The 12,869-nt window shown below is 61.8% G+C and carries 12 protein-coding genes; 6 read left to right on the forward strand and 6 right to left on the reverse strand.

Annotation, left to right across the window (positions count from 1 at the left end):
• Positions 1-83: 83 nt before the first annotated feature.
• The 6 genes from AQ12_RS04215 to AQ12_RS04240 form a co-directional block, all read right to left on the reverse strand.
• Entirely contained in the window at positions 84-1,622 is a 1,539-nt protein-coding gene (locus AQ12_RS04215; protein ID WP_048438607.1) for a 2-isopropylmalate synthase, read from the reverse strand.
• The gene (gene leuA / locus AQ12_RS04220) at positions 1,607-3,316 is read right to left on the reverse strand and encodes a 2-isopropylmalate synthase (RefSeq protein WP_048438608.1); all 1,710 of its coding nucleotides are present in this window, start codon (positions 3,314-3,316) and stop codon (positions 1,607-1,609) included. The genes AQ12_RS04215 and leuA overlap by 16 nt, the downstream gene beginning before the upstream one ends.
• A 204-nt stretch (positions 3,317-3,520) precedes the next feature.
• Complete coding sequence (gene pssA / locus AQ12_RS04225) at positions 3,521-4,339, reverse strand: CDP-diacylglycerol--serine O-phosphatidyltransferase (RefSeq protein ID WP_048438609.1); 819 nt, start codon at positions 4,337-4,339, stop codon at positions 3,521-3,523.
• Between the two features lie 84 nt (positions 4,340-4,423).
• Positions 4,424-5,440, reverse strand: coding sequence for a ketol-acid reductoisomerase (gene ilvC, locus AQ12_RS04230; RefSeq protein WP_048438610.1), 1,017 nt, complete (start codon positions 5,438-5,440; stop codon positions 4,424-4,426).
• 140 nt (positions 5,441-5,580) lie between these two features.
• Positions 5,581-6,072 (reverse strand): acetolactate synthase small subunit, encoded by a 492-nt coding sequence (ilvN, locus tag AQ12_RS04235; RefSeq protein WP_048438611.1) that lies wholly within the window; start codon positions 6,070-6,072, stop codon positions 5,581-5,583.
• Between the two features lie 166 nt (positions 6,073-6,238).
• Positions 6,239-8,041: an acetolactate synthase 3 catalytic subunit gene (locus AQ12_RS04240; RefSeq protein ID WP_048438612.1), complete on the reverse strand. Its 1,803-nt coding sequence runs from the start codon at positions 8,039-8,041 to the stop codon at positions 6,239-6,241.
• Between the two features lie 282 nt (positions 8,042-8,323).
• Between AQ12_RS04240 and AQ12_RS04245 the strand changes: the two genes are divergently transcribed.
• Genes AQ12_RS04245 through AQ12_RS04270 form a run of 6 tightly spaced genes read left to right on the forward strand, consistent with a single transcriptional unit; the run spans position 8,324 to position 12,869 of the window.
• Positions 8,324-8,890: an RNA polymerase sigma factor gene (locus AQ12_RS04245; RefSeq protein WP_048438737.1), complete on the forward strand. Its 567-nt coding sequence runs from the start codon at positions 8,324-8,326 to the stop codon at positions 8,888-8,890.
• Entirely contained in the window at positions 8,887-9,324 is a 438-nt protein-coding gene (locus AQ12_RS04250) for a DUF3619 family protein (protein WP_048438613.1), read from the forward strand. The genes AQ12_RS04245 and AQ12_RS04250 overlap by 4 nt, the downstream gene beginning before the upstream one ends.
• A 36-nt stretch (positions 9,325-9,360) precedes the next feature.
• Positions 9,361-10,053 carry a DUF3106 domain-containing protein gene (locus AQ12_RS04255; protein ID WP_048438614.1) on the forward strand — a complete coding sequence of 231 codons (693 nt, stop codon included), beginning with the start codon at positions 9,361-9,363 and terminating at the stop codon, positions 10,051-10,053.
• The gene (locus tag AQ12_RS04260; protein WP_082151402.1) at positions 10,053-10,526 is read left to right on the forward strand and encodes an RDD family protein; all 474 of its coding nucleotides are present in this window, start codon (positions 10,053-10,055) and stop codon (positions 10,524-10,526) included. The genes AQ12_RS04255 and AQ12_RS04260 overlap by 1 nt, the downstream gene beginning before the upstream one ends.
• A gap of 60 nt (positions 10,527-10,586) precedes the next feature.
• Positions 10,587-11,168 (forward strand): TIGR00730 family Rossman fold protein, encoded by a 582-nt coding sequence (locus AQ12_RS04265; protein WP_048438616.1) that lies wholly within the window; start codon positions 10,587-10,589, stop codon positions 11,166-11,168.
• 12 nt (positions 11,169-11,180) lie between these two features.
• A complete protein-coding gene (locus AQ12_RS04270) occupies positions 11,181-12,869 on the forward strand; it encodes a GAF domain-containing protein (RefSeq protein ID WP_053076551.1) in 1,689 nt (562 codons plus the stop codon).

Consider the following 12,869-nt stretch of genomic DNA (forward strand, 5'->3'; position numbering starts at 1 on the left):
GTTTACCCACATCGAAAAAGTTACACAAGATCAAAGACTTGTGTAACTTTCCTAAGGCGACTTCGTGGGCTGTAGGGTATTTCCTACCCCTGAGCAGCAACCCGATCAGCTTTGCTTTGCAACTTGTTGAGTGCGCTTAAATAAGCCTTGGCCGAGGCGACGACGATGTCCGGGTCTGAGCCCACGCCGTTCACAACCCTGCCGGAGTTTTGAAGCCGGACAGTGACTTCGCCCTGGCTTTCCGTCGAGCCACTGATGGCATTGACCGAATACAGCACCATCTCCGCCCCGCTCTTCACATGCGACTCGATGGCCTTGAGCGACGCATCGACTGGACCGTTGCCGTCGGACTCCCCGCGCACTTCCTTGCCATCTACCGTGAAGACAACAGCCGCGTGTGGGCGCTCGCCGGTTTCACTGTGCTGGGCCAGCGATACGAAGCCGTACTGCTCGTTGTCGTGCACGACGCTCTCGTCGGCCACCAGCGCGAGGATGTCCTCATCGAAGATGTCGCTCTTGCGATCCGCAAGTTCCTTGAACCGCGCAAACGCCGAGTTCACGTCCGCTTCGCTTTCCATGGCCACACCGAGCTCCTGCAGACGTGCCTTGAATGCATTGCGTCCTGACAGCTTGCCCAGCACGATCTTGTTCGCGCTCCAGCCCACGTCTTCGGCCCGCATGATCTCGTAGGTGTCGCGAGCCTTGAGCACGCCGTCCTGATGGATTCCGCTGGCGTGTGCAAAGGCGTTTGCGCCCACGACCGCCTTGTTCGGCTGCACGACGAAGCCCGTGGTCTGGCTCACCATGCGGCTGGCCGCGACGATGTGCTTGGTGTCGATGTTCATCTCCAGGCCGAAATAATCCTTGCGCGTTTTCACGGCCATCACGATTTCTTCGAGTGAGCAATTGCCGGCTCGCTCACCCAGGCCGTTGATGGTGCACTCGACTTGCCGCGCGCCGCCGATCTTCACACCGGCCAGCGAATTGGCGACCGCCATGCCCAGGTCGTTATGGCAATGCACCGACCAGATCGCCTTGTCGGAATTGGGAATGCGCTCGCGCAGGGTCTTGATGAACTGGCCGTACAACTCGGGCACTGCGTAGCCGACCGTGTCGGGCACGTTGATGGTGGTTGCGCCTTCGGCGATCACGGTCTCGAGCACGCGGCACAAAAAATCCATCTCGCTGCGATAACCATCTTCAGGTGAAAACTCGATATCGCCGCACAGGTTGCGCGCAAAACGCACGGCCTGCTTCGCCTGCTCATGCACCTGGTCGGGCGTCATGCGCAGCTTCTTTTCCATGTGCAGCGGCGACGTGGCGATGAAGGTGTGGATACGCGCCCGTGCAGCGCCCTTGAGCGCTTCTGCTGCCCGCGAAATGTCGCGGTCATTGGCTCGCGAGAGCCCGCAGATCGTCGATTCACGGATCGCATTGGCGATCGCCTGCACGGCCTCAAAGTCGCCGTTGGAACTGGCCGGAAAGCCCGCCTCGATCACATCGACCCGGAGCCGCTCCAGCTGGCGCGCGATGCGCAGCTTCTCGTCCTTGGTCATCGAGGCGCCCGGCGATTGCTCGCCGTCGCGCAGCGTCGTGTCGAAAATGATCAGTTGGTCTGCCATGCTGCGTCCTTGTTTGCTGCCGTTGCACGCTGGAGGCCAGAAACGATGGCCTTGAGCGAAGCCGAAACGATATTCGAATCCATGCCGACGCCGAACAGGGTTCGTTCGCCGATGCGCAGTTCGAGGTAAGCCACGGCCTGTGCATTGGCACCGGAACCGATGGCGTGCTCATGGTAATCGAGCACACGGATCGATTCGCCGCTGGCCGTGGCAAGCGCCTCGACAAAGGCATCGATCGGACCGTTGCCTGCGCCCTCCACCGTCAGCCGCCGACCTGAAATTTCCACCTCGGCCTTGAGCACCACGCGCTTGCCCTTGCCGGGTTCCGCGGCTTGCACGCCCTCCACTTCCTGGAGCACCTGATGCTCGGGCGCGGCGATGCTGTGGACGCCGTACTCGCGCTCGAACAGGTCGAAGATGTCGTGGGCCGTGAGTTCCTTGCCGGTCGCATCCATCACCGATTGGACGGCCTGGCTGAATTCAATCTGGAGCCTGCGCGGCAGCTCGAGGCCGTATTCGCTTTCAAGCAGGTAGGAGATGCCGCCCTTGCCCGACTGGCTGTTCACCCGGATCACGGCTTCGTAGCTGCGGCCCAGGTCCTTGGGGTCGAGCGGCAGGTAAGGCATGTCCCAGATGTCGCCTTCCTTGCGAGCAGAGAAGGCCTTCTTGATGGCGTCCTGGTGCGAGCCTGAAAAGGAGGTGTAGACCAGATCGCCCGCGTAGGGATGGCGGGGGTGCACCGGAAGCTGGTTGCAGTGCTCGACGGTGCGGCGGATCTCGTCGATGTCGGAGAAGTCCAGGCCGGGGTCGACGCCTTGCGAATAGAGGTTCAAGGCGACGTTGACGAGGTCGAGGTTGCCGGTGCGCTCACCGTTTCCGAACAGGCAACCTTCGAGCCGGTCGGCGCCCGCCATCACCGCGAACTCGCCCGCTGCCGTGCCGGTCCCGCGATCGTTATGCGGATGCACTGAGAGCACGATGGAGTCGCGCCGCGCAAGATTGCAGTGCATCCACTCGATCATGTCAGCAAAGATGTTCGGCGTGGAATGCTCTACCGTCGAAGGCAGGTTGACGATGCACTTGCGCGACGGCGTGGGCTGCCACACATCGGTCACCGCATCCACGACCCGCTTGGAAAACGCAAGCTCGGTGCCCGAGAACATCTCCGGCGAATACTGGAAGGTCCACTGCGTACCGGGCTGCTTCGCGGCAAGTTCCGTGAACAGTCGCGCCTGGCTCGTCGCGAGTTCAACGATGCCGTCTTCATCGAGCCCCAGCACCACGCGGCGCATCACAGGCGCCGTCGCGTTGTACAGATGAACGATCGCCTTCTTCGCGCCTTCAAGCGCTTCGAACGTGCGACGGATCAGGGGCTCGCGTGCCTGCGTCAGCACCTGGATCGTCACATCGTCTGGAATGAGGCTCTCGTCGATCAGCTTGCGCACGAACTCGAACTCGACCTGTGATGCAGAAGGAAAGCCGATCTCGATTTCCTTGAAACCGATCTTCACCAGGGTCTCGAACATGCGCAGCTTGCGCGCAATATCCATAGGCTCGATCAGCGCCTGGTTGCCGTCGCGCAGGTCAACACTGCACCACACGGGTGGACGCGTCAGAACCGCGTCGGGCCAGGTTCGATTGTGAAGTCGCACCGGGGGGAAGGCGCGGTATTTGCTGGACGCTTGCTTCAACATGTTCGTGACTTTCAAGGGAGGCTTCAAAAACCAGCAGCCCAAAGCAAAACGGCCCGCTGCTGGTGCAAACGGGCCGAAGACTGGTTGGATTACTTTTGGGGTAATTGCGCGTGCGCTACCGTCTCCGCCCGTGGGGAGATAGCAGTAGTGCCAGCGAAATTCGGTTCATCTGGGCAATGTAGCACAAGGTCGCGGCAACTTGTCCTAGCGGTGCAGGCCGGTCTCTTCCGGCTCGTCGGTCGATGTGCTGATCACACTGGCGCGCTGTCCCTTGGCACGGCGCCATGCATACACCGCGTAGCCAGAGAAACCGTAAATCACAAACATGCCAAAAAGCACGATGGGCGGATGGATGTTCACGATGGCGATGCCGAGCGCGATCAGCACGACCACGGCAAACGGCACGCTCTTTTTCATCTGGATGTCCTTGAAGCTGTAGAACGGCACGTTGGTAACCATCGTGAGGCCGGCGTACAGCGCCAATGCGAAAACGAACCATGACAGCTGTGGTCCCGCAATGCCCATGTCGTTCATGACCCAGATGAAGCCGGCGAGCAAGGCAGCCGCGGCAGGTGACGGCAGGCCCTGGAAATATCGCTTGTCGACCACGGCCGTATTGACGTTGAAACGCGCGAGTCGCAGTGCTGCGCACGAGCAATACACAAAGGCTGCAATCCAGCCCCAGCGGCCCAGGTCCTTGAGCGACCAGGTGTATGCGATCAACGCCGGCGCCGCGCCGAACGACACCATGTCAGACAGCGAATCCATCTGCTCGCCGAAAGCGCTCTGCGTATTGGTCATACGCGCGACCCGGCCATCGAGGCTGTCGAGCACCATGGCGCAGAAAACGCCGACGGCCGCCTGGTCGAAGCGGCCGTCCATGGCCATCACGATTCCGTAAAAGCCGCCGAAAAGCGCGGCGAGCGTGAAGAGATTGGGCAGGATGTAGATGCCCTTGCGCCGTTTGCGCACCACGACGCCGGGCGTGGACGTGTGGTCGTGGTGATCGTTGCCGTCGTGCATGGCGACGAGTGTAAGAGCAAAAGGAAAGCCGCCCAAAGGCGGCCTGGGAAGCGGTCATCAAAGTGACCACGAAGGCTGTCGGCTTTAGTTGCGGGTCTGGTCGACCAGCTTGTTCTTCTTGATCCAGGGCATCATGGCGCGCAGCGTCTCGCCCACAGTTTCAATCTGGTGCTCGGCCATGAGGCGACGCCTGGAGATCAGGGTCGGCGCTCCGGCGCGGTTTTCCAGGATGAAGCTCTTGGCGTATTCGCCGGACTGGATGTCCTTGAGCACGCGCTTCATTTCCTTCTTGGTCTCTTCGGTCACGATGCGCGGGCCGGTGACGTACTCACCGTACTCGGCGTTGTTCGAGATCGAGTAGTTCATGTTGGCGATGCCGCCTTCATAGATCATGTCCACGATCAGCTTGAGTTCGTGCAAGCACTCGAAGTACGCCATTTCGGGCGCGTAGCCGGCTTCCACCAGCGTCTCGAAACCGGCCTTGATCAGCTCGACGGTGCCGCCGCACAGAACGGCCTGCTCGCCGAACAGGTCGGTTTCGGTTTCTTCGCGGAAATTGGTTTCGATGATGCCGGCCTTGCCGCCGCCATTGGCCATCGCGTAGCTGAGCGCGAGGTCACGCGCCTTGCCCGACTTGTCCTGGCTCACTGCGACCAGGTGGGGAACGCCGCCACCTTGCGCGTAGGTGCCGCGAACCGTGTGGCCCGGTGCCTTGGGCGCAACCATCCACACGTCGAGATCGGCGCGCGGGGTGACAAAACCGTAGTGCACGTTGAAGCCGTGCGCGAACACCAGGGACGCGCCCTGCTTGATGTTGGGCTCGACGTCGTTCTTGTAGACCTGTGCGATCTGCTCGTCGGGCAGCAGAATCATCACGACATCAGCGGACTTCACTGCGTCGGCGACTTCGGCGACCTTGAGGCCGGCCTTCTCGACCTTGGGCCAGGACGCGCCGCCCTTGCGCAGGCCGACGATGACCTTGACGCCGCTGTCGTTCAGGTTCTGGGCGTGGGCGTGGCCTTGCGAGCCGTAGCCGATGATGGCAACCGTCTTGCCCTTGATGAGGCTCAGGTCGCAGTCCTTGTCGTAATAAACCTTCATGGTCTTCTCTCTCTTCAGTTAGTCGATGGTGAATTGTTGCCGTTCGCCCTGAGCCTGTCGAAGGGCTCACTCATGCGCCCGCATTGCTGCGGGGCTTCGACAAGCTCAGCCCGAACGGACGGTGGCTAAGCCCGACACGTTCAGACCCGCAGGATGCGTTCGCCGCGGCCGATGCCGCTGGAACCCGTGCGAACGGTCTCCAGGATCGCGGTGCGGTCGATGGCTTCCAGGAAGGCGTCGTTCTTGCTCTGGTCGCCGGTGAGTTCGATGGTGTAGCTCTTCTCGGTCACGTCGATGATGCGGCCGCGAAAAATATCAGCCATGCGCTTCATCTCTTCGCGCTCCTTGCCCACGGCGCGCACCTTGACCATCATGAGTTCGCGCTCGGTGTACGAGCCTTCGGTCAGGTCGACAACCTTGACGACCTCGATGAGGCGGTTCAGGTGCTTGGTGATCTGCTCGATGACGTCATCCGACCCGGTGGTCTGTATCGTCATGCGCGACAGCGACGGGTCTTCGGTGGGCGCCACCGTGAGCGATTCGATGTTGTAGCCGCGAGCCGAGAAAAGGCCCACGACGCGGGAAAGAGCGCCGGGCTCGTTTTCCAGCAGGACGGCAATGATGTGTTTCATGTTTCTTGATTCCTCTTTTCGCCGGCCTCCCCTGCGCACGGTAATGCGCAGGCTCGCCGGACAATAGATTCGTCTGATTGGGCTGTCATGCCGGACTTGATCCGGCATCCATGAATTCAAGAAGTCATGGATTGCGGGTCAAGCCCGCAATGACAGGACTTGATTTTTACAGGTCTTCCGACCCCAGCAGCATCTCGGTAATTCCCTTGCCAGCCTTGACCATCGGGAAGACGTTCTCGGTCGGATCGGTGCGAAAGTCCATGAACACCGTACGGTCCTTGAGCTTGCGCGCTTCTTTCAGCGCAGGCTCGACGTCGCGCGGATGCTCGATCAGCATGCCCACGTGGCCATACGCTTCTGCGAGTTTCACGAAATTGGGCAATGCGTCCATGTAGCTGCTGCTGTAGCGGCCTTCGTAGTCGATCTCCTGCCACTGGCGCACCATGCCCAGGTAACGGTTGTTCAGCGACACGATCTTGATCGGCGTGTTGTATTGCAGGCAGGTCGACAGCTCCTGGATGCACATCTGCACAGACCCCTCGCCGGTCACGCAATACACCTCGCTGTCGGGTTTGGCGAGCTTGATGCCCATGGCATAGGGAATGCCCACGCCCATCGTGCCCAGGCCGCCGGAATTGATCCAGCGACGCGGCTCGTTGAACTTGTAGTACTGCGCGGCCCACATCTGGTGCTGGCCCACATCGGAGGTGATGTAGGTGTCGGCGTCTTTCGTGAGACCGTAGAGCGTCTCGAGCACGTACTGCGGCTTGATGACGTCCTTGTTGCCGCGGTCGTACTTCAGGCAATCCTTGCCGCGCCATGCATTGATGGTCTCCCACCAGGCGCCCAGCGCAGCCGCGTCGGGCTTGGTGTTGAGCTCCTTGATCATGGCGATCAGTTCGGTGAGCACGTCTTTCACGTCGCCGACGATCGGAATATCGACCTTCACCCGCTTGGAGATGCTGGACGGGTCAATGTCGATGTGGATGATCTTGCGTTCGTTTTGCGCGAAGTGCTTGGGGTTGCCGATCACGCGGTCATCAAAGCGCGCGCCCACGGCCAGCAGCACATCGCAATTTTGCATCGCGTTGTTGGCTTCGATGGTGCCGTGCATGCCCAGCATGCCCAGGAACTTGGGGTCGCTCGCCGGATACGAGCCCAGGCCCATCAGCGTGTTGGTGCAGGGGTAACCGAGCATGTCCACGAGCTGGCGCAATTCGCCGGTCGCATTGCCCAGGATCACACCGCCGCCGGTGTAGATGTAGGGCCGCTTGGCCGCCATCAGCAGTTGCAGGGCCTTGCGGATCTGACCGCCGTGACCCTTGCGCACCGGGTTGTATGAGCGCATCTCGACCTTGTCGGGATAGCCGTGATACGGGGTCTTGTTGAACGACACGTCCTTCGGGATGTCCACCACCACCGGGCCGGGACGGCCGCTGCGCGCAATATGGAACGCCTTCTTGAGCACTTCCGCCATCTGGCGAACGTCCTTGACCAGGAAGTTGTGCTTGACGATGGGACGGGTGATGCCGACGGTGTCGCACTCCTGGAATGCATCCAGGCCGATGGCGGCCACCGGGACCTGGCCCGTGATGATCACCATGGGAATGCTGTCCATGTACGCGGTCGCGATGCCAGTCACCGCATTCGTGACGCCCGGGCCCGACGTGACGAGGGCCACGCCCACATCACCCGTGGCGCGCGCGTAACCGTCGGCTGCGTGCACGGCGGCCTGCTCGTGGCGCACCAATACGTGCTGGATGGTGTCCTGCTTGTAGAACGCGTCGTAGATGTGCAGCACCGCACCGCCGGGATAGCCCCAGACGTACTTGACGTTCTCGGCCTGCAGGGCCTTGATGAGGATTTCGGCGCCGCGAAGTTCGGGCGCAGATGACGATGAAGTCGAAGTGGATGCAGCGTGGGCCGATGCGGCCGCTGCCGAGGTGAGCTCGGCCTTGGAGATTTCCATGATGAACCTTTGTGATTTTCTCTGACGAAAAACCTTGGGTGCCCCTTGCGCGCCCTTGTGAGGCCGGTGCGGGACTTAGAACCACAGACCATGGGCGCGCCTATCGCATCGCCGGATCAGGGCTCGTTTGCCTTTTGAATTGCAGCCGCATTATCGCACTGCAGCACGACAGGCCGGAAGCCACCTGAATTCACGATGCGATAATTTGCAGCTGCAGTTCCAGACATGGCGTCCGCGCCCGCAATAAAAGAGACATCCGGAGCCGTTCCAGGCGCCCCTTCCTTGGCCACAGAACTAGAACTTTCCGACTTCCTCAAGAGCGTGGAGAAGCGCGCATTCAAGCGCTCGGTCTACCACGTGCGCGATGAGGAAGCGGCGCTCGACATCGTGCAGGACAGCATGATGAAGCTCGCCGAGCATTACGGTGACAAGCCGCCCAACGAGCTTCCCATGCTCTTCCAGCGAATCCTGTCGAACTGCACCCTTGACTATTTCCGCAGGAAAAAAACCCGCAACGCGCTTTTCTCCAATCTGGGCGACTTCGAATCGGCCAATGAGGAAGGAGATTTCGACTTGCTGGAAACTTTTGCGTCCGAAGCAGGCTCACAGCAGGCAGAGAGCGCGGAAGACACCACCAGACGGGCGCAGATCTTGCGAGAAATCGAATCGCAGATACAGGAACTGCCGGCCCGTCAACGTGAAGCCTTCCTGATGCGTTACTGGGAGGAGATGGACGTGGCCGAAACGGCGGCGGCTATGGGTTGTTCGGAAGGCAGTGTCAAGACACACTGTTCCCGGGCAGTCCAGGCCCTCAGTAAAGCACTGAAGGCAAAGGGAATACAACTATGACCAACAACCAGCTCCAGACCCCGGCCCAGCTACAGGAAAGCTTTGGCCGACATGTGGCAGCCCGCCTGGCTGCCGGCGCGGCCGAATTGCCCTACGACCTGAGCGAGCGCCTTCGCGCCGCTCGCGTGCAGGCTGTATCGCGCCGCAAACTCGTTGCCGAAATTCGCTACGCACCCGCCGTCAGCATGTCAGGCGGTGCGGCTGCCCTGAATCTGGGCGATGGCGACCAGCGCCAAAGCCTGTGGAACCGGATCGCGTCGGCACTACCGCTCATCGCGCTGGCCGCAGGCCTCATCCTCATCCACAGCATCGAGAACGATCGCCGGGCGAGCGAAGTTGCCGAAGTCGACGCGGCGTTGCTGAGCGACGACCTGCCACCTGCCGCCTACGCTGATCCCGGCTTCATCCAGTTCCTCAAGACAGTAGAGCGTTGAGCGGTTGGGCCGAGCCACCCGACACCTCGTCTACCCATGAAGTCCTGCCGCAGTCTTACCCTGTTGCTGCTCGCGCCGTTGGTGCTGGCTGGTGCCGTGGCACAGACAACGCCGGCACCCCCTACGCTCCCGGCGTTGTCGCCTTCCGCACCTGCGAGTCGGGCCGCGGCACCCAGGCCCGCCAGTGCGCCCGTCAAGGCTGCGGCCAAACGCATCACCAAACCCGCGTGGACCGAGATTTCACCCGCCCAACGTGAAGTGCTCGCACCGCTGGCCGGCACCTGGGACTCGGTCAGCGAAGCGCAAAAGCGCAAATGGCTCGCACTGTCAGACAATTTCCCAAAGCTCGCTCCGGCCGAACAGGCCAAACTGCGCAGCCGCATGACCGAGTGGGTCGGCATGAGCGCGCAACAGCGCTCGCAGGCCCGTCTCAACTTCGGTGAATCCCAGAAGCTCGCACCCGACGACAAGCGGGCCAAGTGGGAGGCCTACCAGGCGCTGCCACCCGAAGAAAAGACCAAGCTCGCCGGGGCCGCAGCTGCTGCCAAGCCGCCTGCAACCGCAGCGGCAGTCAAGCCTGTGGACCCAGACAAGCTCGCCGTCGTCCCGAAATCGGGCAAACCCAAGCCGGACGTGAAGACCCCCCGGATCGCAGTGGCGCCCAACCAGGTTGACCACAACACCCTGTTGCCGCAGCAACCGGGTCCAGCTGGCGTTCCCACCAATTGATGGCGCCGCCGCTCGCCAGACGCATGGCGTGCTGGCTCTATGAAGCCATGCTGCTGTTCGGCATTGCGTTTGCCGCCACCCTCGTGTTCAGCATCGCCGGCCAGATGAAGAGCGGCATGGACGACCGCAGGCCGCTGCTCATCGGCTTTCTGGTGATCGTCTTTGGCATTTACTTCACATGGTGCTGGGCCAAAGGCCAGACCCTGGCCATGCGGACCTGGCGCATTCGCGTTGTGGATCGCAATGGTGCCGCGCCAAGCCAGCTACGCGCGCTCTTTCGATATGCCTGTAGCTGGCTGTGGGTGCTTCCGCCCATCGCGTTTGTCGCACCGCTGAAGTTGAGCGCCACCCAGGTTTCGATCGCCGTGGGCGGCTGGATCGCCGTCTGGGCATTGCTGAGCTTGCTGCATCCCCAACGCCAGTTCTGGCATGACGCGCTCGCCGGCACCCAATTGGTGCCCGTGCAAGACTGAGGCCCCTGTCCAGTCGCCCGTGGGTCACAATCAGGCCCACATCATGACCCAGGGAAACACGTGAGCCAGGCATTTTCGTTATGCGTCTATTGCGGCTCGCGCGGCCCGGCGCAGTTTGAAGGCGTTGCGCGGCAGGTCGGCACCTGGATCGGCCAGAACGGCGGACAACTTGTCTATGGCGGCGGCAACAACGGCCTCATGGGCACGCTGGCCGACGCCACGCTCGCCGCTGGAGGGAAAGTCATCGGCGTCATTCCGCGTGCGCTGGTCGAGAAGGAATACGCCAAGCGAGACTGCACCGAATTGCACATTGTCGAAAACATGCACGACAGGAAACGCATGATGGCCGAGCGGGCCGATGCGTTCCTGGCCCTTCCCGGCGGCATCGGGACGCTGGAAGAATTCTTCGAAGTCTGGACCTGGCGCCAGCTCGGATACCACGACAAACCCATCGGGCTGCTCGATTGGGGCGGTTATTACTCGCACCTGCGGGCCTTCCTGCGTACCGGCGTCGAGCAAGGATTCATGGGCGATTGGCTGATGGACCTGATTCGTGTCGAAACCGACCCGGAGGTTCTCCTGCCCGCGCTGGCAGAAGCCAGCCGGCTTGCGGTTCGCCAAAGCGCGTTGTCGCAGATCTGAACAAGGCAATCCATGCTGGCGGCCGAACGGATCAAACGCCTCAATCGCCTGTATGCCGTGGCCAGCGGCATCAATGAAGCCATCATCCGGATTCCTGGCGAGCAGCAGCTGTACATGGAAGCATGCCGGATTGCGGTTGAGCGCGGCGGCTTCCTGATGGCCTGGGTCGGGCGCAACGACGCGGCGACTCACCAGCTGGTACCGGTAGCGCGATGGGGCAAGGACAACGGCTATGTGGACTCGGTTCGCATCGTCACGGACACGTCCAGCCGCGCTGGCATGGGCCCTGGCGGCACGGCATTTCGCACGGGCGAGGCATCTGTGTGCAACGACATCGAGGCCGACACCGAGTCTTTCGCCTTTCGCAAGGAAGCCCTTCAGCATGGCTATCGCAGTTGCGGCGCGTTTCCGCTGAAGCAGGACGGCCGGCCGGTCGCTGTCTTCTTCGTCTATGCCGCCGAGCCGCTGTATTTCGACGATCACGAACTGACCCTGTTCACATCGCTGGCCGACAATTTTTCTTTTGCCATCGAGGCGCGCGAACGCGAAACCGAGCGCAACCAGATGGACGCCGCCCTGCGTGCCAGCGAGGCACGCATGAGAGCCATGATCGACAACCAGCCGGAGTGCGTCAAGATTCTGGCGCCCGACGGCTGCATCCGCGACATCAACCCGGCCGGGCTGCGCATCCTGCAGGCAGATTCAGCGGCCGAAGTGGTGGGGCGCAACGTCCTGGATTTCGTGCACGAGGAAGACAAAGAGAAGTACCTTGCGCTGCACGAGCAGGTCATGCGCGGAGAGAGCTATCACCTGCAGGCGCGCGCAGTCGGCCTGAAGGGTCGCGTCATCTGGATCGAAACCAACGCGGTCGCCCTGCGTGCGGACGCCGGGGAAATCGACGGCGTGCTCTGCGTCACTCAGGACGTGACCGAATCCCGGGCGCAGCAGCAGGAAATTTTGAGCCTCAATGCCGAACTCGAACAGCGTGTGCGCCATCGCACCGCCCAGCTCGAAGCGGCCAACCAGGAACTGCAGGCGTTTTCGTATTCAGTCGCCCATGACCTGCGCGCACCGCTGACCGCCATCGGCGGATTCAGCCAGGCGCTGGAGGCCCTGCTCTCTCCAACGGCAGACCCCAAGGCCACGCACTACCTCGCACGAATGCACGAGGGCGTGCAGCGCACATCGGAAATGATCGACGCCCTGCTGTCGCTTGCCACGGTGACGCGCACCAAGCTGCGCTGGGAACCGGTGGACCTGAGCGCGATGGCACACCGGGCATTCGAGCATTGCGAGCGCCAGTACCCGCGCCGCGTGTTCAACACGAGGATTCAGCCCGGCTTGATGGCGCAGGGCGACCCGCGACTGCTGCAGCTGGTGATGGACAACCTGATCGGCAATGCCTGCAAATTCAGCGAGAGCCGGCCGGTTGCCGATGTTGTCGTCAGCTCCATGATCGGGCCCGAAGGCGAGATCGTCTATGAAGTTTGCGACAACGGCGTCGGTTTCGACATGGCCTATGCGGGCAACCTGTTCGGTGTCTTCCAGCGGTTGCACAAATCGGCGGAATTTCCGGGCACGGGAATTGGACTGGCCAATGTGCGCCGCATCGTGGCGCGGCACTCAGGCCGGATCTGGGCCGTTGCGAAGCCCGACCAGGGGGCTTCGTTCTACTTCACGCTCGGTGGTGAAGCCGCCTGA

This window comes from Caenimonas sp. SL110 (assembly GCF_001044395.1).
Lineage (GTDB): Bacteria > Pseudomonadota > Gammaproteobacteria > Burkholderiales > Burkholderiaceae_C > Ramlibacter.